The following is a 15624-nucleotide window of genomic DNA, read 5'->3' on the forward strand; positions in this document are numbered from 1 at the left end:
CTGACAACTCAAGCAGTGGCATCAGACCACGCATCATGGGAGGAAATGAGATGTTGAACTGGAAGTCGACGGGCCGAATGCGGCTGCTAGGAAGCCTGGGTTGTTTGATGTGGGCCCTTGGCAGCAGCGCCAATGCCCAGCAGCCACCGCTCAAGCTTGGCGTGCTCACGGATATGTCGAGCCTGTACGCCGATGTCACCGGCCCCGGCTCGGTGATCGCCGCCAAGATGGCGGTGGAGGATTTTTGGCGTCGCCGCATCGCATGACACGCCCGGTCGAGGTGATCAGCGCGGATCATCTCAACAAGGCCGACGTCGCCGCCGGCATTGCGCGCGAATGGCTGGACCGCGACGGTGTCGATGCCATCGTCGATGCGCCGAACTCGGCCGTGGCCCTTGCGGTTCGCAACATCGTGCAGACCAAGAATCGCACGCTGCTCGTCACCGGCGCCTCATCATCCGACCTTACCGGCAAGGCCTGCTCGCCCAACCTCATCCACTGGACCTACGACACCTATGCGCTGGCCACCGGCGTTGCGCGTGCGGTCGTCGAGTCCGGCGGAAAGTCGTGGTTCACACTGACGGCTGACTACGCTTTCGGTCACGCGATGGAGCAGGACATCAAGACCGCAATCCAGAAGACCGGAGGAACGGTGGTCGGCGGCGTTCGAACGCCGATCAACACACAGGACTTCTCGTCCTTCCTCCTGCAGGCGCAGGCCTCGAAGGCCCAGGTCGTCGGCCTCATCAATGCCGGGGGCGACACCATCAACTCGATCAAGCAGTCCGTCGAGTTCGGGATCGGCGCCCGCGGTCAGCGCGTCGTGGCAACGGTCCTGTACCTCAGCGACGTGCACTCGCTTGGGCTGGCGGTCGCGCAGGGGCTGCAGTTCACGGAGTCGTTCTACTGGGATCTGAACGACGGAACGCGCGCCTGGAGCAAGCGCTTCGCGCCACGCAACAACGGTCGCTATCCGACCGCGCTCCATGCGGGAGTCTACAGCGCCGTTCTTCACTATCTGCGCACGGTCGATACGCTCGACAATTCAACGGACGGCAAAGCCGTCATCGCCAAAATGAAGGAGCGGCCGACCGACGATCCGCTGTTCGGCAAAGGCAGCATCCGCAGCGACGGCCGCAAGCTGCACAACATGTATCTGTTCGAGGTGAAGAAACCCGAAGAGTCTAAATACCCGTGGGACTACTACAAGGTCATCAAGACCATTACGCCGGACGAGGCATGGAGACCTTTGGCAGAGGGTGGTTGCGACTTCTCGAAATCATGATGGAAACTGCGAAGAAAAATGCCGTCGCCCTGGTCACGGGCGGCGGTGGCGATATCGGGCGAGCGATCGCACTGAAGCTGGCACAAACCTGGGCGAGCGTGGCAGTCGTGGATATCGACGAGGCCAGCGGTGCCGAGACGGCCCGGCTCCTGAACAACATCGGGTGCAATGCGGTCTGTATCCGCGCCGACGTGTCAAACGCGATGGCGACAGCCACCTATGTCGACCAGGTCGAGCGCCTGCTTGGGCCGATCGGTGCATTTGCCAACAATGCCGGCATAGAAGGCGTCGTATCCCCCATTCAGGATTATCCGGAAGATGCGTTCGATCGCCTGATGCAGGTCAACGTCAAGGGCGTGTTTCTCGGGATGAAGTACGTGATCGCGAAAATGATGGTTCGCGGCAAAGGCGCCATCGTCAATACGGCGTCCACATCGGCGATCCGTGGACGTGCCGGCCTCGCGGGCTACGTGGCCAGCAAGCACGCTGTGCTTGGCCTGACGCGGGTCGCGGCCCTCGACGTTGCCGGCACGACCATCCGGATCAATGCCGTGCTGCCCGGTCCGATCGAGTCGCGGATGGTACAGTCACTCGACAGCCAGGCATCGAACGGCTTCGCGCGCGCTGGCGCCGCCAGTTATGGATCGCCGGATAGCGTCGCCAACGTCGTCGCATTCCTGCTGTCCGCCGAGGCATCTCATGTCAACGGGGCAGCCTGGACCATCGATGCCGGTGGGACAGTCGCCTAACGTGACATGACCGGACTCCCCGGCGGCGGCAGCAGGCTGGCACTCTTGGAAAGTTGAGCTTCAAGGGGGAACTTGTTAGAACGCCGAATGGCCGAAAAAGACGAGATCGTGCGACCGGGTGCGCCCGCACTGGAGAAGGGCCTCGATCTTATCGAGGCTCTTGCCGCCGAGTCCCGCGGATTGAGCCAGAAACAGATTGCGGAGCGGGTGGGCCGATCCGTCGGCGAGATTTTCAGGATGCTCAGCGTTCTCGAAGAGCGCGGTTATGTCTCGCGCGATCCCGTCACCGCGGAATATACCCTGACACTGCAGTTGTTCCGGATCGCCGCGCAGTTTCCTCCGACAAAACGTCTGCAGCAGGCAGCCCTTCCGGTGATGGAAACGCTCACGTCCCAGACCGGGCTATCGTGCCACATGGCCGTGCTGAGCAGCCACCAGTTCATGGTCATCGCGCAGATGGACCCCGAGTGGCAGATGGGCTGGTCGGTGAGGCTGGGAGCCGTTTTTCCGCTGACGCAGGAGTATGCATCGGCCAAGGTTTTGGCGGCTTTCCAGCATGAGGGCCGCCGCAGAGAATTGGCCGAGGTGATAGCAAAACACGACGGCTCACCCATCAAGGGCGTCGTGGCCGAACTGGCAAAAGTTGTCACGCGCGGTGGCGACTTTCCGCAGGAAGGACTTGGTCCGCGGCTTCGCGCATTCAGTTGCCCGGTGCTCGAAGCGTCGGGCCGCGCTGTAGCGGCCTTGACGGTCCCTTTGTTGCGGCAAGAGAAAATTCAGGCGAGCGAGTCCGAGAGCATCAAGCAGCATCTGCTGACCGCCGCCGGACAGATCTCCGAAAAGATCGGCGCCGGCGGCTGAGGCTTCGGCGGGCGTCCTGTTCGTCGCATCATGAGCCCTGCTCGCACTCAGTGATGCCCCACCGGCGCGCTGGCCACCACATGATCCACCGTGGCCTCGCCGTGCTGGGTCAGCGGACGGTTGCCGGCCAGCGCGCGCAGCAGCACGTAGAACATCGGCGTGAAAAAGATGCCGAAGGCGGTGACGCCGATCATGCCGGAGAACACCGCGACGCCCATGGCGTGGCGCATCTCGGAGCCGGCGCCGGTGGAGATCACCAGCGGCACCACGCCCATGATGAAGGCCAGCGAGGTCATCAGGATCGGCCGCAGCCTGAGACGGCTGGCCTCGATGGCCGCCTGGATCGGCGTGCGCCCGCCGAATTCAAGCTCGCGCGCAAACTCGACGATCAGGATGGCATTCTTCGCCGACAGGCCCACCAGCACGATCAAACCGATCTGGGTGAAGACGTTGTTGTCGCCCTTGGTGATCCAGACACCGAACATCGCCGCCAGCAATCCCATCGGCACGATCATGATGATCGACAGCGGCAGCGTCAGGCTCTCATACTGCGCGGCGAGCACCAGGAACACCAGCAGCAGCGCCACCGGGAACACAACGAAGGACGAATTGCCGGCGATGATCTCCTGATAGGTCAGTTCGGTCCATTCATAGCCGATGCCCTTCGGGAAGGTCTCGGCGGCGACGCGGGCAATGGCAGCCTGCGCCTGACCGGTGGAATAGCCCGGCGCGGCGCCGCCGTTGAGATCGGCGGTGAGGAAGCCATTGTAGCGCATGGCGCGCTCCGGCCCCGAGCTCTCTTTGATCTTCAGCAGCGTCGACAGCGGCACCATTTCGTTGGTGTCGGAGCGCACCTTGAGCAGGCCGACATCATCGGCGCGGGCGCGATATTTTGCGTCCGCCTGCACCCGCACCGAATAGGTGCGGCCGAACTTGTTGAAGTCGTTGACGTACAACGACCCCAGATAGATCTGCATGGTCTCGAACACCGAGGTGACGGGCACGCTCAGCTGCCGCGCCTTGGTGCGGTCGATGTCCGCATAGAGCTGCGGCACGTTGACCTGATAGGAGGTGAACAGCCCGGCCAGCTCCTTCTGCTGCGAGGCCTTGGCGACAAATGCCTTGGTCGCCTCGGACAATGCTTCGTAGCCGAGACCGGCGCGATCCTCGATCTGCAGCTTGAAGCCGCCGATGGTGCCGAGGCCGGACACCGGTGGCGGCGGGAACATGGCGATGAAGGCGTCCTGGATACCGGCGAACTTGCCGTTCAGCGTCATGGCGATGGCCGCGCCGGACAGCGACTTGTCCTTGCGCTCCTCGAACGGCTTCAGCGACACGAACACGATTCCCGAATTGGACGAGTTGGTGAAGCCGTTGATCGACAGGCCGGGAAACTGGATCGCGTCCTCGACGCCCGGCGTCTTCAGCGCGATCTCGCCCATGCGGCGGATCACCTCTTCGGTGCGGTCCAGCGTCGCGCCGTCGGGCAGCTGCGCGAAACCGACCAGGTACTGCTTGTCCTGACCGGGCACGAAGCCGCCGGGCACTGCCTTGAACAGCAACGCGGTGACGCCGATCAACGCGATATAGCCGACCATGACAATGCCGCGGCGCGAGATCACACGGCCGACACCGCCGCTATAGGCATTCGAGCTCCAGGTGAAGGCGCGATTGAAGCGCGCGAAGAAGCCGCCGAGCACCCAGTCCATGCCGCGGGTCAACGCGTCCTTTGGCGCGTCATGGCCCTTCAGCAGCAGCGCCGCCAGCGCCGGCGACAGGGTCAGCGAGTTGAAGGCAGAGATCACCGTGGAGATCGCCACCGTCAGCGCGAACTGCTTATAGAACTGCCCGGTCAGGCCGGTGATAAAGGCCAGCGGCACGAACACTGCCACCAGCACCAGGGCGATGGCGATGATCGGACCGGTGACCTCGCGCATCGCCTGATAGGCGGCGTCCTTCGGCGACAGGCCCTTCTCGATGTTGCGCTCGACATTCTCGACCACGACGATGGCGTCGTCGACCACGATGCCGATCGCCAGCACCAGTCCGAACAGGGTCAGTGCGTTGATGGAGAAGCCGAACACATGCATCACCGCGAAGGTGCCGACGATGGACACCGGCACCGCGATCAGCGGGATGATCGACGCGCGCCAGGTCTGCAGGAACAGGATCACCACCAGCACCACCAGCGCGACGGCTTCCAGCAGGGTGTGGATCACCGCCTCGATGGAGGCGCGGACGAACTGCGTGGGATCGTAGACGATGCTGTAGTCCATGCCATCGGGCATGTTCTGCTTCAGCTCGGCCATGGTCTTGCGGACGTTGTCGGAGATCTGGATGGCGTTGGAGCCCGGCGACTGGAAGATCGGAACCGCGACGGCCGACTTGTTGTTCAGCAGCGAGCGCAATGAATAATCGGCAGCGCCGAGTTCGATGCGCGCGATATCGCGCAGCCGCGTCACTTCGCCGTTGCTGCCGTTCTTGACGATGATGTCGCCGAATTCTTCCTCGGTTTGCAGCCGGCCCTGGGCATTAATCGAGAGCTGCAGGTCGAGGCCGGCTTCGCTCGGCGACGCGCCGACCACGCCGGCTGCCGCCTGAACGTTCTGCGCGCGGATTTCCTTGACCACGTCCGATGGCGACAGGCCGCGCTCGGCGACCTTCTGCGGATCGAGCCAGACCCGCATGGAATAGTCGCCGGAGCCGAACAACTGCACCTGGCCGACGCCCTCGATCCGCGCCAGCCGGTCCTTGACGTTGAGCACCGCGTAGTTACGCAGATAGGTCATGTCGTAGCGGTCGTTGGGCGACAGCAGATGCACGACCATGGTGAGATCGGGCGCGCTCTTGATGGTGGTCACGCCCAAAGTGCGGACCTCCTGCGGCAGCCGCGGCTCGGCCTGCGACACCCGGTTCTGCACCAGCTGCTGCGCCTTGTCGGGATCGGTGCCGAGGCGGAAGGTGACGTTGAGCGTCATCAAGCCGTCGGTGGTCGCTTGGCTGCTCATATAGAGCATGCCCTCGACGCCGTTGATCTGCTCCTCGATCGGCGTCGCCACCGTTTCGGCGATCACCTTGGGATTGGCGCCGGGATAGGTCGCGCGCACCACCACCGTCGGCGGCGCCACTTCCGGATATTCCGAGATCGGCAGCACCGGCAGCGACAGCAGGCCGGCGAGGAAGATGACGGTCGACAGCACGCCCGCGAAGATCGGCCGGTCGATGAAGAATTTTGAGAAATTCATGGCGATTTCTTTTCAGAAGCAGCGCTTACAAGCGCAATGGGGCGGCGTGGTTGTCAGTTCGCCCCGCCGGGAGCTTTCTTCACCCTCCCCCGGAGGGGAGGGTCGAGCGCGCCGTCAGGCGCGATCGGGGTGGGGTGACGGTGGTGCAGTTGGTTGCAGTGGTGCGTCAGTCGGGGGCGCTGTCACCCCACCCCGGTGCCCATCATGCTTCGCATGCCGGGCACCGACCCTCCCCATCCAGGGAGGGTGAAAACGCGCTAGCGCGCCGCGACGTTGGTCGCCGCCTGGGCATAGGCGGCGTCCATCGCCACCATCTCGGGCTTGATGGTGGCGCCCGGCCGAACGCGCTGCAGGCCGTTGACGACGATGCGTTCGCCCGCCTTGAGTCCGCCGGTGACGATGCGCAAGCCGTCGACGGAAACGCCGAGCGTGACTTCGCGATACTCCGCCTTGTCCTTGTCGCCGACCACCATGACGTATTTCTTGTTCTGGTCGGTGCCGACCGCGCGCTCGCTGATCAGCAGCGTCCGCTCGGGCTTCGGCTGGCCCATCAGCAGCCGCACGAACTGGCCGGGCATGAGACCGCCATCGGCATTGTCGAACTCCGCGCGCACCCGTACCGTGCCGCTCTTCGCGTCGACCTGGTTGTCGATGAACTGCATCCTGCCCTTGTAGGGCGTGCCGGTGGAGACGCCGGTGGTCATCTGCACCGGGATGCGGTCGATCTCCGCCGGAGTCTTCTCGTCGACGAGGGTCTTCAGGGCGCGGGTCACCACCTGCTCGTCGGCGTTGAAGCTGGCATAGATCGGATTGACCGAGACCAGAGTGGTCAGGAGCGGCGCACCGGGACCGGCGGCGATCAGATTGCCGACGGTGATCTCCACCTTGCCGACGCGGCCGGAGACGGGCGCGCGGACTTCGGTGTAGCTGAGATTGAGCTGCGCGGTCTTCAGCGCCGCCTCGGTGGCCTTGAGGTTGGCTTCGGCCTCGCGGAATGCATTCACGCGGCTGTCGAGGTCGCGCTGCGTGATGCTGGAGCTGGTGAGCTGCTGACCGCGATCGAAATCGGCCTTGGTCAGGATCAGCCGCGCCCGCGCCGCCGACACCTGGCCCTGCGCGCGATCGACTTCCGCCGCATAAAGCGACGGGTCGATCAGCACCAGCAGGTCACCCTTCTTCACCAGCGCGCCCTCGCGAAAATGGATCTCCTGAACCGCGCCGGCGACCCGGGAACGGATCTCGACGCGTTCGACCGCCTCCAGCCGGCCGGAAAATTCGTCGAACGGCGCAGTTTCGCGCGGCGTCACCACGGCCACCGAGGCCTGCACCGCCGGCGGCACCGCAGCGACTGCCTCCGCCTGGGCGGCGTAGCTGGACAGGTTCATCAGCGCTGCGCCGCCGCCGATTGCGGTGGCCCCAACCACGATTCCCACACCCAAAGCGACATTCCGAAGCAGATTGTTGGTCATAGCGAACCCCGTTCGTCTCGCGGAACTTGATAAGTTCCATAAATTCAATAGCTTGGATGCGACGATCGCCGCTTTCGGTTGCTGCAGCGCAAGCGCTGCATCGCACACATCCGTAACGTTCGGTATAGATGGACTATCGACATCCGGTGTCAAGGGACTTATCTAACGAAAGGTACGAAACTCAGGAGGCATGCCGTCATGGCCATCATGGGCCGCCCGCGCGAATTCGATTGCGAGAAGGTGCTCGACCTCGCGCTGCAGGTTTTCTGGCGCAAGGGCTACGAGGGCGCGTCGATGGCCGACCTGACGGAGGCCATGGGGATCACCAAGCCCAGTCTTTACGCGGCCTTCGGCAACAAGGAAGAATTGTTCCGCAAGGCGCTCGACCGCTATGTCGATGGCCCCGGAGGCTATTTTCAAGCCGCGCTGCTGAAGCCGACCGCGCAGGAAGTTGTGTCCAGCCTGCTCTACGATTCGGCTGACGCCCTGACCAATCCCGACACGCCGGGCTGCCTTGCGGTGCAGGGCGCGCTGAGCTGCGGCGAGGCCGCGCAAACCATCAAGCAGGAGCTGATGGCGCGACGCGCTGCCGGCGAAGCCGATCTGCGCCAGCGCTTCGAGCGTGCGATCGCCGAAGGCGATCTGCCGGCGGACGCGGATGCCGCAGATCTGGCCTGCTATATCTCGGCGGTCATGCAGGGCATGGCGGTACAGGCCGCCGGAGGCGCCGGGCGCGACAAGCTGCGCAAGATCGCAGACCTCGCGCTGCGCAACTGGCCGCCGCTGTAGCCGCACGAATACGCGCCGCGCCGGCTAACGCCGCCGCATCATTCATGGCATACAGGGCGCCCGTTCGCGTTCAGGATGTCGCTCACATGCCCGCCCCCAAGCCGCCTGCCTTCGAGACCCTGAGCCTGCATGCCGGCCAGCGACCGGATCCTCTGACCGGCGCACGCGCGGTGCCGATCTATCAGACCACCTCGTATGTGTTCCAGGATTCAGATCACGCCGCGGCACTGTTCAATCTCGAGCGCGCCGGGCACATCTACACCCGCATCTCCAATCCCACGACCGCGGTGCTCGAGGAGCGTCTCGCTGCGCTGGAAGGCGGCGTCGGCGCGGTGTGCACCGCGTGCGGCATGGCGGCGCTGCATCTGGCCATCGCCACTCTGCTCGGCGCCGGCGACCACATCGTCGCCTCCTCCTCGCTCTATGGCGGCACCATCAACCTGCTGGCGCACACGCTGCCGCGCTTCGGCATCACCACCACCTTCGTCAGGCCGCGCGACCTCGATGGCTTTCGCAGCAGCATCCAGCCGAACACGCGGCTGGTGATCGGCGAGACCATCGGCAATCCCGGCCTTGAGGTGCTGGACATTCCGGCGGTTGCCGCCATCGCCCATGACGCCAAGATCCCGCTGCTGATCGACAACACCTTTGCCACGCCCTATCTCAGCCGGCCGATCGAACTCGGCGCCGACATCGTGATGAACTCCGCCACCAAATGGATCGGCGGTCACGGCATCGCCATCGGCGGCGTGGTGGTCGATGGCGGCCGTTTCGACTGGCGCGGCTCCGGAAAGTTTCCGGTGCTGACCGAACCCTATGCCGGCTATCACGGCATCGTCTTTGACGAGCAGTTCGGTCCCGCCGCCTTCATCATGCGGGCGCGCACCGAAGGTCTTCGCGATTTTGGCGCGTGCCTGTCGCCCACCAATGCGTTTCAGCTATTGCAGGGCGTCGAGACACTCGGCATCCGCATGGAACGCCACATGGCCAACACCCATGCAGTCCTGGCCTTTCTCACCGCGAGCAAGGCTGTGGACTGGGTGCTGCACCCGTCGCTCGACAACCATCCGGATCACCAACTCGCAAAAAAGCTGCTTCCCAACGGCGCCGGCTCGATCATCTCCTTCGGCATCAAGGGCGGTCGCACCGCGGGCCGCAAATTCATCGAGGCGCTGAAACTGGTCAGTCACCTCGCCAATGTCGGCGACGCGAAGACGCTGGTCATCCATCCGGCCAGCACGACGCACCAGCAGATGGATGCCGAACAGCTCAAGGCATCGGGCATCGGCGAGGAACTGATCCGGCTGTCTGTCGGCATCGAGGCCTCGCAAGACATCATCGACGATCTCGGCCAGGCGCTGCGCGCCTCGCAGAAGGCCTGAGCCATGCAGATCTCCGTCAACGGCTTTGATACCTTCGTCGGCACCGGCGGACGTCGATTCGATCCGGCGTTGCCGGCTGCGGTGATGATCCACGGCGCCGGCTTCGATCATTCGACATGGGCGCTGCACGACCGCTGGTTCGCGCATCACGGCTTTTCCGTGCTCGCGCCGGACCTGCCCGGCCATGGCCGGTCGGCGGGCACGGCGCTCACGACGATCGCCGATCTCGCCGACTGGACCGCCGCTTTGATCGACGCCGCCGGCGCCACCAGCGCGCGCCTGATCGGCCATTCCATGGGCTCGCTCATCGCGCTGGAAACCGCGGCGCGGCATCCGCAGAAAATCACCCGGCTCGACCTGATGGGCACCGCGGTCACCATGACGGTCGGTCCCGATCTGCTGAAGGACGCCGAGGCCAACGACCACGGCGCCATCGACATGGTGTTGATCTGGGGCCTCGGCTATCAGGCCGAACTGGGCGGCAGCCTGGCACCGGGCCTGTGGATGCATGGCGGCGCGCAACGGGTGCTCGAAGCCGGCAAACCGGGCGTGTTGTTTACCGACCTCACCGCCTGCAACAACTACCAGAACGCCCTGGCCGCAGCCGCCGATATCAAGATTCCGGTGACCCTGATCCTCGGCGAGCGCGACATGATGACCCCTGCCAAAGCCGGCAAGGCGCTGGCGGCGGCACTCCCCAATGCCCGCACGGTGATTCTGGCCGGCGCCGGTCACATGATGATGGTGGAACGGCCCGACGAGGTGCTCGCCGCCTTGCGGGGCTGAGGATACCCGGTTCCGGTTGCACGCTGCCCCGCGCTGTGCTTCCTGTGGTTTGTCATCGGTGCCTCCGCAAGGAGGTGAAACGGGAATGCGGTGCTGGGATTTTCCCCTATTCCGCGGCTGCCCCCGCAACTGTAAGCGGCCATTTTCGATCCATGAAGCCACTGAACCTGTACGCAGGTTTGGGAAGGCGGATCGAAAGACGACCGCGAGCCAGGAGACCGGCCGGTGACGAGTTTCAACTCGTTCGACGGTGGGTCGACGGAAGGGGTTATCGATGGCTATCCGGGAGCTTGCTGGCAGTACGGCAGCCGTTGTTGCGTTGTCCTGTTATCACGGCGCCGTATGGGCGCAGTCCAGTCCGGACCGATTGCCGGATCTGGTGGTCACGGCGGACAGAGGCGCAGAACCGATTGGCCGCACCGGAAGTTCGATCAGCGTCGTGAAAAGCGACACCATCGCCACCAGCAATCCAACCTCTCTGGTCGACGCGTTGCGCACCGTGCCCGGCCTCGACATCACCGAGAGCGGCGGCCCGGGCGGCACCACCAACATCCGCATGCGCGGCGGCAATACCGGCCAGACCCTGGTGATGATCGACGGCATCCGCATCAACGATCCCACCGCGGCGTCTGGCGACTACGACTTTGCCATGTTTGCGCCGAGCAGCATCGACCGCATCGAAGTCCTGAAAGGCCCGCAGAGCGCACTCTACGGCTCCGACGCCATGACCGGGGTGATCAACATCATCACCAGGAGCGGCACAGGCCCGGCACAGTTCAACGTGCGCAGCGAGGGTGGCAGCTATGGTACCGCTTCCACGGCCGCTTCCCTGAGCGGCTCGCAGGGCCCCTGGTCCTATGCCTTCACCGGAAGCGGCCAGCACAGCAATGGCTTTTCGCGATTTGGCTATCGCATTCCGGCGCTCGAGGCCAAGTTCCCGAATCTGGAACGTGACGGCTTCGACCGCGTCGGCGGCTCGGCGCGGATCAGCTATGACGCCGGCGACCTGAAGCTGGAAGCAGGCATCCTGTCGACCTTCACGCGATCGGCCTACGACGCCGCATACAATGCCAGTTCGAAGACCGTCCAGTTTCCGGATACGCCAAACAGCGCCACGCGCCAGCTCGATCAGGTGTGGGGCAAAGCCAGCTTCGACAGCCTGAACGGCCTGCTCACCCACAGCGTTACGCTGTCCGAGACGCATGTCGAACGCTCGTTTAACGAGTTCGCCTACAAGACAAACACCCTGCCGCAGAATACGACGACCACCTTCTCCAGCTACTTGGCCAACAGCGCCGCCGCCGAGTATCAGGCCACATTGAAACTGGGCGCATTCGGATCGCTGGTCTACGGCGCCAAAAGCCAGCACGAAACAGCAGACATCTGGCAAGTCAGCGCGCCCGCCGCCAACCCGCCGGTGGCGGCCCTGTCGAAATCGCAGGACACCAACGCGATCTTTGCGCTGTGGCAGGTGCCGATCGGCGAGCGATTGAACGTCACGCTCGGCGGGCGCGTCGACGATGTCGCCGATGTCGCAAGGTTCGAAACCTGGCGGGCCACCGCCGCCTACAGCATCGCGGAAACCGGCACCAAGCTCCGCGCCAGTGCCGGTACCGGCGCCAAGGCGCCGACCCTGTACCAGCTCTACGCGCCGCTCACGGCAAGCCCGGGACTGAGCCCGGAGACCAGCTTCGGTTATGACGCCGGCATCGACCAGTCGCTGTTCAACGGCCGCGTGGTGCTTTCGGTGACCGGCTTCGCCAACGACTTCAGCAACCTGATCAACTACGTCGTCGATGTCGCGCGCCCCAACGGCTATTACGTCAACGTCGCCCGCGCCGAGACCAGCGGCATCGAGGTGGGCAGCACCGTCGACATCGTTCCAGGCCTGCTGAAATTCAACGCCGCCTACACCTATCTGCACGCCATCGATCTTGCCAACGGATCGATCCTGGCGCGGCGCCCGAAGAACCTGGTACGCTTTGCGCTGGCCATCACGCCCACCGACCGTTGGACCATCGAGCCGCGCGTCACCACGGTGTCCAAGCGCTTCGACAAGGCCAACCAGGTCGGCGAGCTCGGCGCCTATACCCGCGTCGACCTCTATAGCGAGTACAGGATCGACGCCAACTGGAAGGTCTTTGCTCGAGGCGAGAATATCCTGAACGCGCACTATCAGGAGGCGCTGAACTTCGGCACCACCGGCCCCGCGGCCTATGCCGGTTTCAACGCCACATGGTGAGCGCAAATCCCTCACGACGGCTGCTGATCGTCACGGCCGCACTGGCCGTGCTGGTGGCGCTGCTGGCGCTGGGCTCGCTCGGCACCGGTCCAGTGCGGATGTCGCCGCTGACCGTGGTCAACGCATTGTTGGGCGGCGGCAGCGACGTGCAGCAGGTGATCGTGCGCGAGATCCGCCTGCCCCGCGCCATCCTCGGCCTCGCCATCGGCGCCATTCTCGGCCTGTCCGGCGCGGCGCTGCAGGGATTGCTGCGCAATCCCCTGGCTTCGCCGTCTTTGTTCGGCGCGCCGCAATCCGCCGCCTTCGGCGCGGTGCTGATGATCGCACTGGGCTGGGCCGACGTGCGCTCATGGGCGCTGCCGGTCGCCGGCATCAGCATGGCCTTCGCGTCGGTCTTCGTGTTGCTCAGCATCGCCGGCCGCAATGCCGGACTGCTGCTGCTGATCCTTGCCGGCCTCGCCATCTCCAGCCTCGCGGGCGCCGCCACCGCGCTGGTGATGAACCTGTCGTCCAATCCGTTCGCCGCGCTGGAGATCGCCTTCTGGCTGCTCGGCTCGCTGGAAGATCGCAGCTTCCGCCATGTTGAACTGGCGCTGCCCTTCATCGCCGCAGGCGCCGTCATCCTGATGGGCCAGCGTAGCGCCTTTCGCGCGCTCAGCCTCGGCGAAGAGACTGCGCAGAGCCTCGGTGTCGATGTCGGCCGCCTGCGGCTGCTGGTGATAACAGGCGTGGCGCTGGGCGTCGGCGGTGCCGTGGCCGTCACCGGCACCATCGGCTTCATCGGCCTCGTGGCACCGCATCTGATGCGCCCGTTGATCGGCCACGATCCCGCGCGCCTGCTGGTGCCCAGCGCGCTCACCGGCGCGGCGCTGCTGCTCGCCGCCGACATCGCCGTGCGGATCATTCCGTCCAACACCGACATCAAGGTCGGCGTGCTGACCTCGATCATTGGCGTTCCGTTCTTCCTCTATCTGATCGTGCGCGAACGCCGCGCGCTCGGCGGAGGCGTGGCATGAGCGCAACCGCTTTGCTCACCGCGCAGCACCTCGGCGTTGCCCTGTCGGGCCGCGCCGTGCTGCACGACGTCTCATTGGCCTTGCAGCCCGGTCATCTGGTGGCGCTGGTCGGCCCGAACGGCGCCGGCAAGACCACATTGCTGCGCGCGCTGGCGGGACTGCTGCCATCCACAGGCGCCATCCATGTCGGCGGCGACGCGCTGTCCTCGCTATCGCTGCGCGAGCGCGCCAAACGTTTCGGCTACCTGCCGCAGGGCCATGTGGTGCATTGGCCGCTCGATGTGAAGGATGTGGTGGCGCTCGGCCGCTATCCGCATGGCGCCACCGATCCCGGCCGGCTATCGCCGGACGATGAAGCCGCGGTGCGGCGCGCCATGCAGGCCACCGACGTCACCGGCTTCGCCGAGCGACGCGTGACCGAACTGTCCGGCGGCGAGCGCAGCCGCGTGGCACTGGCACGGGTGCTGGCGGTGGAAGCGCCGATCGTGCTGGCGGATGAGCCGACCGCCTCGCTCGATCCGCGCTACCAGCTCGACGTCATGACCAATTTGCGCGATGTCGCCGACGCCGACGTGCTGGTGATCGTGGTGACCCACGACCTCGGCCTGGCCGCGCGTTTTGCCGACACCGTGCTGGTGATGGCGGACGGCCGGCTGGTGGCCCAGGCGCCGCCGGCCGAGGCGCTGTCCGACGCCATCATGGCCGATGTGTTCCGCGTCAAAGCCTACCGCGCCACGCATCGCGACGAGACCGTGATCCTGCCTTGGGCGGGCATCTAGCGATGGCGCTAGTCCACATAGAACAGAGCATCTGCCAGCCGCCCCAGTGCGACATCGTCGGGCGGCAGGCCGAAGCGCAAATGGTCGCTGGCCCAGTCGAACTTGCGGACCCAGACGCGCTGTCGTGCGAGCTGGACGTGGAGGTATCGGGCGTCCGGATGGCGGACGAAGCGAAACAGCGAGGTGCCTCCGATGAGTTTGCCTCCGGCCTGCGTCAGGATGTAATCGAGCCGGGTCGCGTGCTCGGCAAGTTGCTCGCGCATGCGGTCGGCCCACGCCGCATCGCCCAGCGCGCGCGCGCCGACATGCAAGGCCGGGCCGGACACCCCCCACGAACCCAGCGCGGCGCCGATGCGCCTGATGGTCTCTGGCGCGGCAATGGCGAAGCCGAGGCGGAGGCCCGCGAGGCCATAGAATTTCCCGAACGAGCGCAGGATCACCACCGGCAGTTTTTCGCACAGCATAGCGGCGCCGATCGCCGGATCGACATCGGCAAAGGCCTCGTCGATCAGCAGCCAGCCGCCACGTTGCTGGAGCCTCGCGGCGACGGCGGCGAGGGTCGCATGGTCAGCGATCCGGCCGTCGGGATTATTGGGGTTGACGATCACGGCATGCACGGCGTTGTCGGGCAGCGCGGCGAGATCGGGAATCGCAATGACCTGGTGGCCGGCATTCTGCCAGGCCGGTGCGTGCTCGTTATAGGTCGGACCGACGATGGCAACGGGCCCGTTTGCTGCGAGATGCGGCAGCCACTGGATCAGCGCCTGGGTGCCGGGAGCGGCGACAACATCGACAGCATCCGGCACGCGATAGGCCGTTCGCGCGGCAGCGAGCAGCGCCTTCGCATCGGCCTTAGACGGCAGCCGGCGCCAGGCCACATCGGGGATGTCGCCGACGGGATAGGCCCAGGGATTGATTCCGGTCGAAAGGTCGAGCCAGTCGGCGGCATCGCCGCCATAGCGCGCCATTGCTTCGGTCAGATCGCCACCATGTTTCATGGCCGCTTCATGCCATCACCGCG

At 65.1% G+C, this 15624-nt stretch carries 11 protein-coding genes, 1 pseudogene and 1 riboswitch; of the genes and pseudogenes, 9 read left to right on the plus strand and 3 right to left on the minus strand.

Annotated features, from left to right (window positions below; all coding sequences use genetic code 11):
- Positions 1-77: 77 nt before the first annotated feature.
- The 3 genes and pseudogenes from ONR75_RS23350 (at position 78) to ONR75_RS23360 (ending at position 2895) form a co-directional block, all read left to right on the plus strand.
- Positions 78-1285, plus strand: a pseudogene (locus tag ONR75_RS23350) (ABC transporter substrate-binding protein).
- Entirely contained in the window at positions 1240-2034 is a 795-nt protein-coding gene (locus ONR75_RS23355) for an SDR family NAD(P)-dependent oxidoreductase (RefSeq protein ID WP_265079336.1), read from the plus strand. Before ONR75_RS23350 ends, ONR75_RS23355 begins: the two are co-directional and overlap by 46 nt.
- An 87-nt stretch (positions 2035-2121) precedes the next feature.
- A complete protein-coding gene (locus ONR75_RS23360; RefSeq protein WP_265079337.1) occupies positions 2122-2895 on the plus strand; it encodes an IclR family transcriptional regulator in 774 nt (257 codons plus the stop codon).
- A 47-nt stretch (positions 2896-2942) separates the two neighbouring features.
- Here ONR75_RS23360 and ONR75_RS23365 read toward each other — a convergent pair whose 3' ends face one another.
- Positions 2943-6140 (minus strand): efflux RND transporter permease subunit, encoded by a 3198-nt coding sequence (locus tag ONR75_RS23365; RefSeq protein ID WP_265079338.1) that lies wholly within the window; start codon positions 6138-6140, stop codon positions 2943-2945.
- Between the two features lie 257 nt (positions 6141-6397).
- The gene (locus tag ONR75_RS23370; protein ID WP_265079339.1) at positions 6398-7609 is read right to left on the minus strand and encodes an efflux RND transporter periplasmic adaptor subunit; all 1212 of its coding nucleotides are present in this window, start codon (positions 7607-7609) and stop codon (positions 6398-6400) included.
- A gap of 207 nt (positions 7610-7816) precedes the next feature.
- Between ONR75_RS23370 and ONR75_RS23375 the strand changes: the two genes are divergently transcribed.
- From ONR75_RS23375 to ONR75_RS23400, 6 genes are all read left to right on the plus strand, one after another.
- A complete protein-coding gene (locus ONR75_RS23375; protein ID WP_413776535.1) occupies positions 7817-8398 on the plus strand; it encodes a TetR/AcrR family transcriptional regulator in 582 nt (193 codons plus the stop codon).
- An 86-nt stretch (positions 8399-8484) separates the two neighbouring features.
- Entirely contained in the window at positions 8485-9780 is a 1296-nt protein-coding gene (locus ONR75_RS23380; protein ID WP_265079341.1) for an O-acetylhomoserine aminocarboxypropyltransferase, read from the plus strand.
- Between the two features lie 3 nt (positions 9781-9783).
- Entirely contained in the window at positions 9784-10566 is a 783-nt protein-coding gene (locus tag ONR75_RS23385) for an alpha/beta fold hydrolase (protein ID WP_265079342.1), read from the plus strand.
- A gap of 39 nt (positions 10567-10605) precedes the next feature.
- Positions 10606-10808: riboswitch (cobalamin riboswitch) on the plus strand.
- A gap of 197 nt (positions 10809-11005) precedes the next feature.
- Positions 11006-12808, plus strand: a complete 1803-nt coding sequence (locus ONR75_RS23390; RefSeq protein WP_265079343.1) for a TonB-dependent receptor plug domain-containing protein — start codon at positions 11006-11008, stop codon at positions 12806-12808.
- Positions 12802-13824, plus strand: a complete 1023-nt coding sequence (locus ONR75_RS23395; protein ID WP_265079344.1) for a FecCD family ABC transporter permease — start codon at positions 12802-12804, stop codon at positions 13822-13824. The genes ONR75_RS23390 and ONR75_RS23395 overlap by 7 nt, the downstream gene beginning before the upstream one ends.
- Positions 13821-14603 carry an ABC transporter ATP-binding protein gene (locus ONR75_RS23400; protein ID WP_265079345.1) on the plus strand — a complete coding sequence of 261 codons (783 nt, stop codon included), beginning with the start codon at positions 13821-13823 and terminating at the stop codon, positions 14601-14603. Before ONR75_RS23395 ends, ONR75_RS23400 begins: the two co-directional genes overlap by 4 nt.
- Positions 14604-14611: 8 nt before the next feature.
- On the opposite strand, the gene cobD is transcribed toward ONR75_RS23400, so the two are convergent.
- A complete protein-coding gene (gene cobD / locus ONR75_RS23405; protein WP_265079346.1) occupies positions 14612-15601 on the minus strand; it encodes a threonine-phosphate decarboxylase CobD in 990 nt (329 codons plus the stop codon).
- Positions 15602-15624: the final 23 nt, after the last annotated feature.

The organism is Rhodopseudomonas sp. P2A-2r (assembly GCF_026015985.1).
GTDB lineage: Bacteria > Pseudomonadota > Alphaproteobacteria > Rhizobiales > Xanthobacteraceae > Tardiphaga.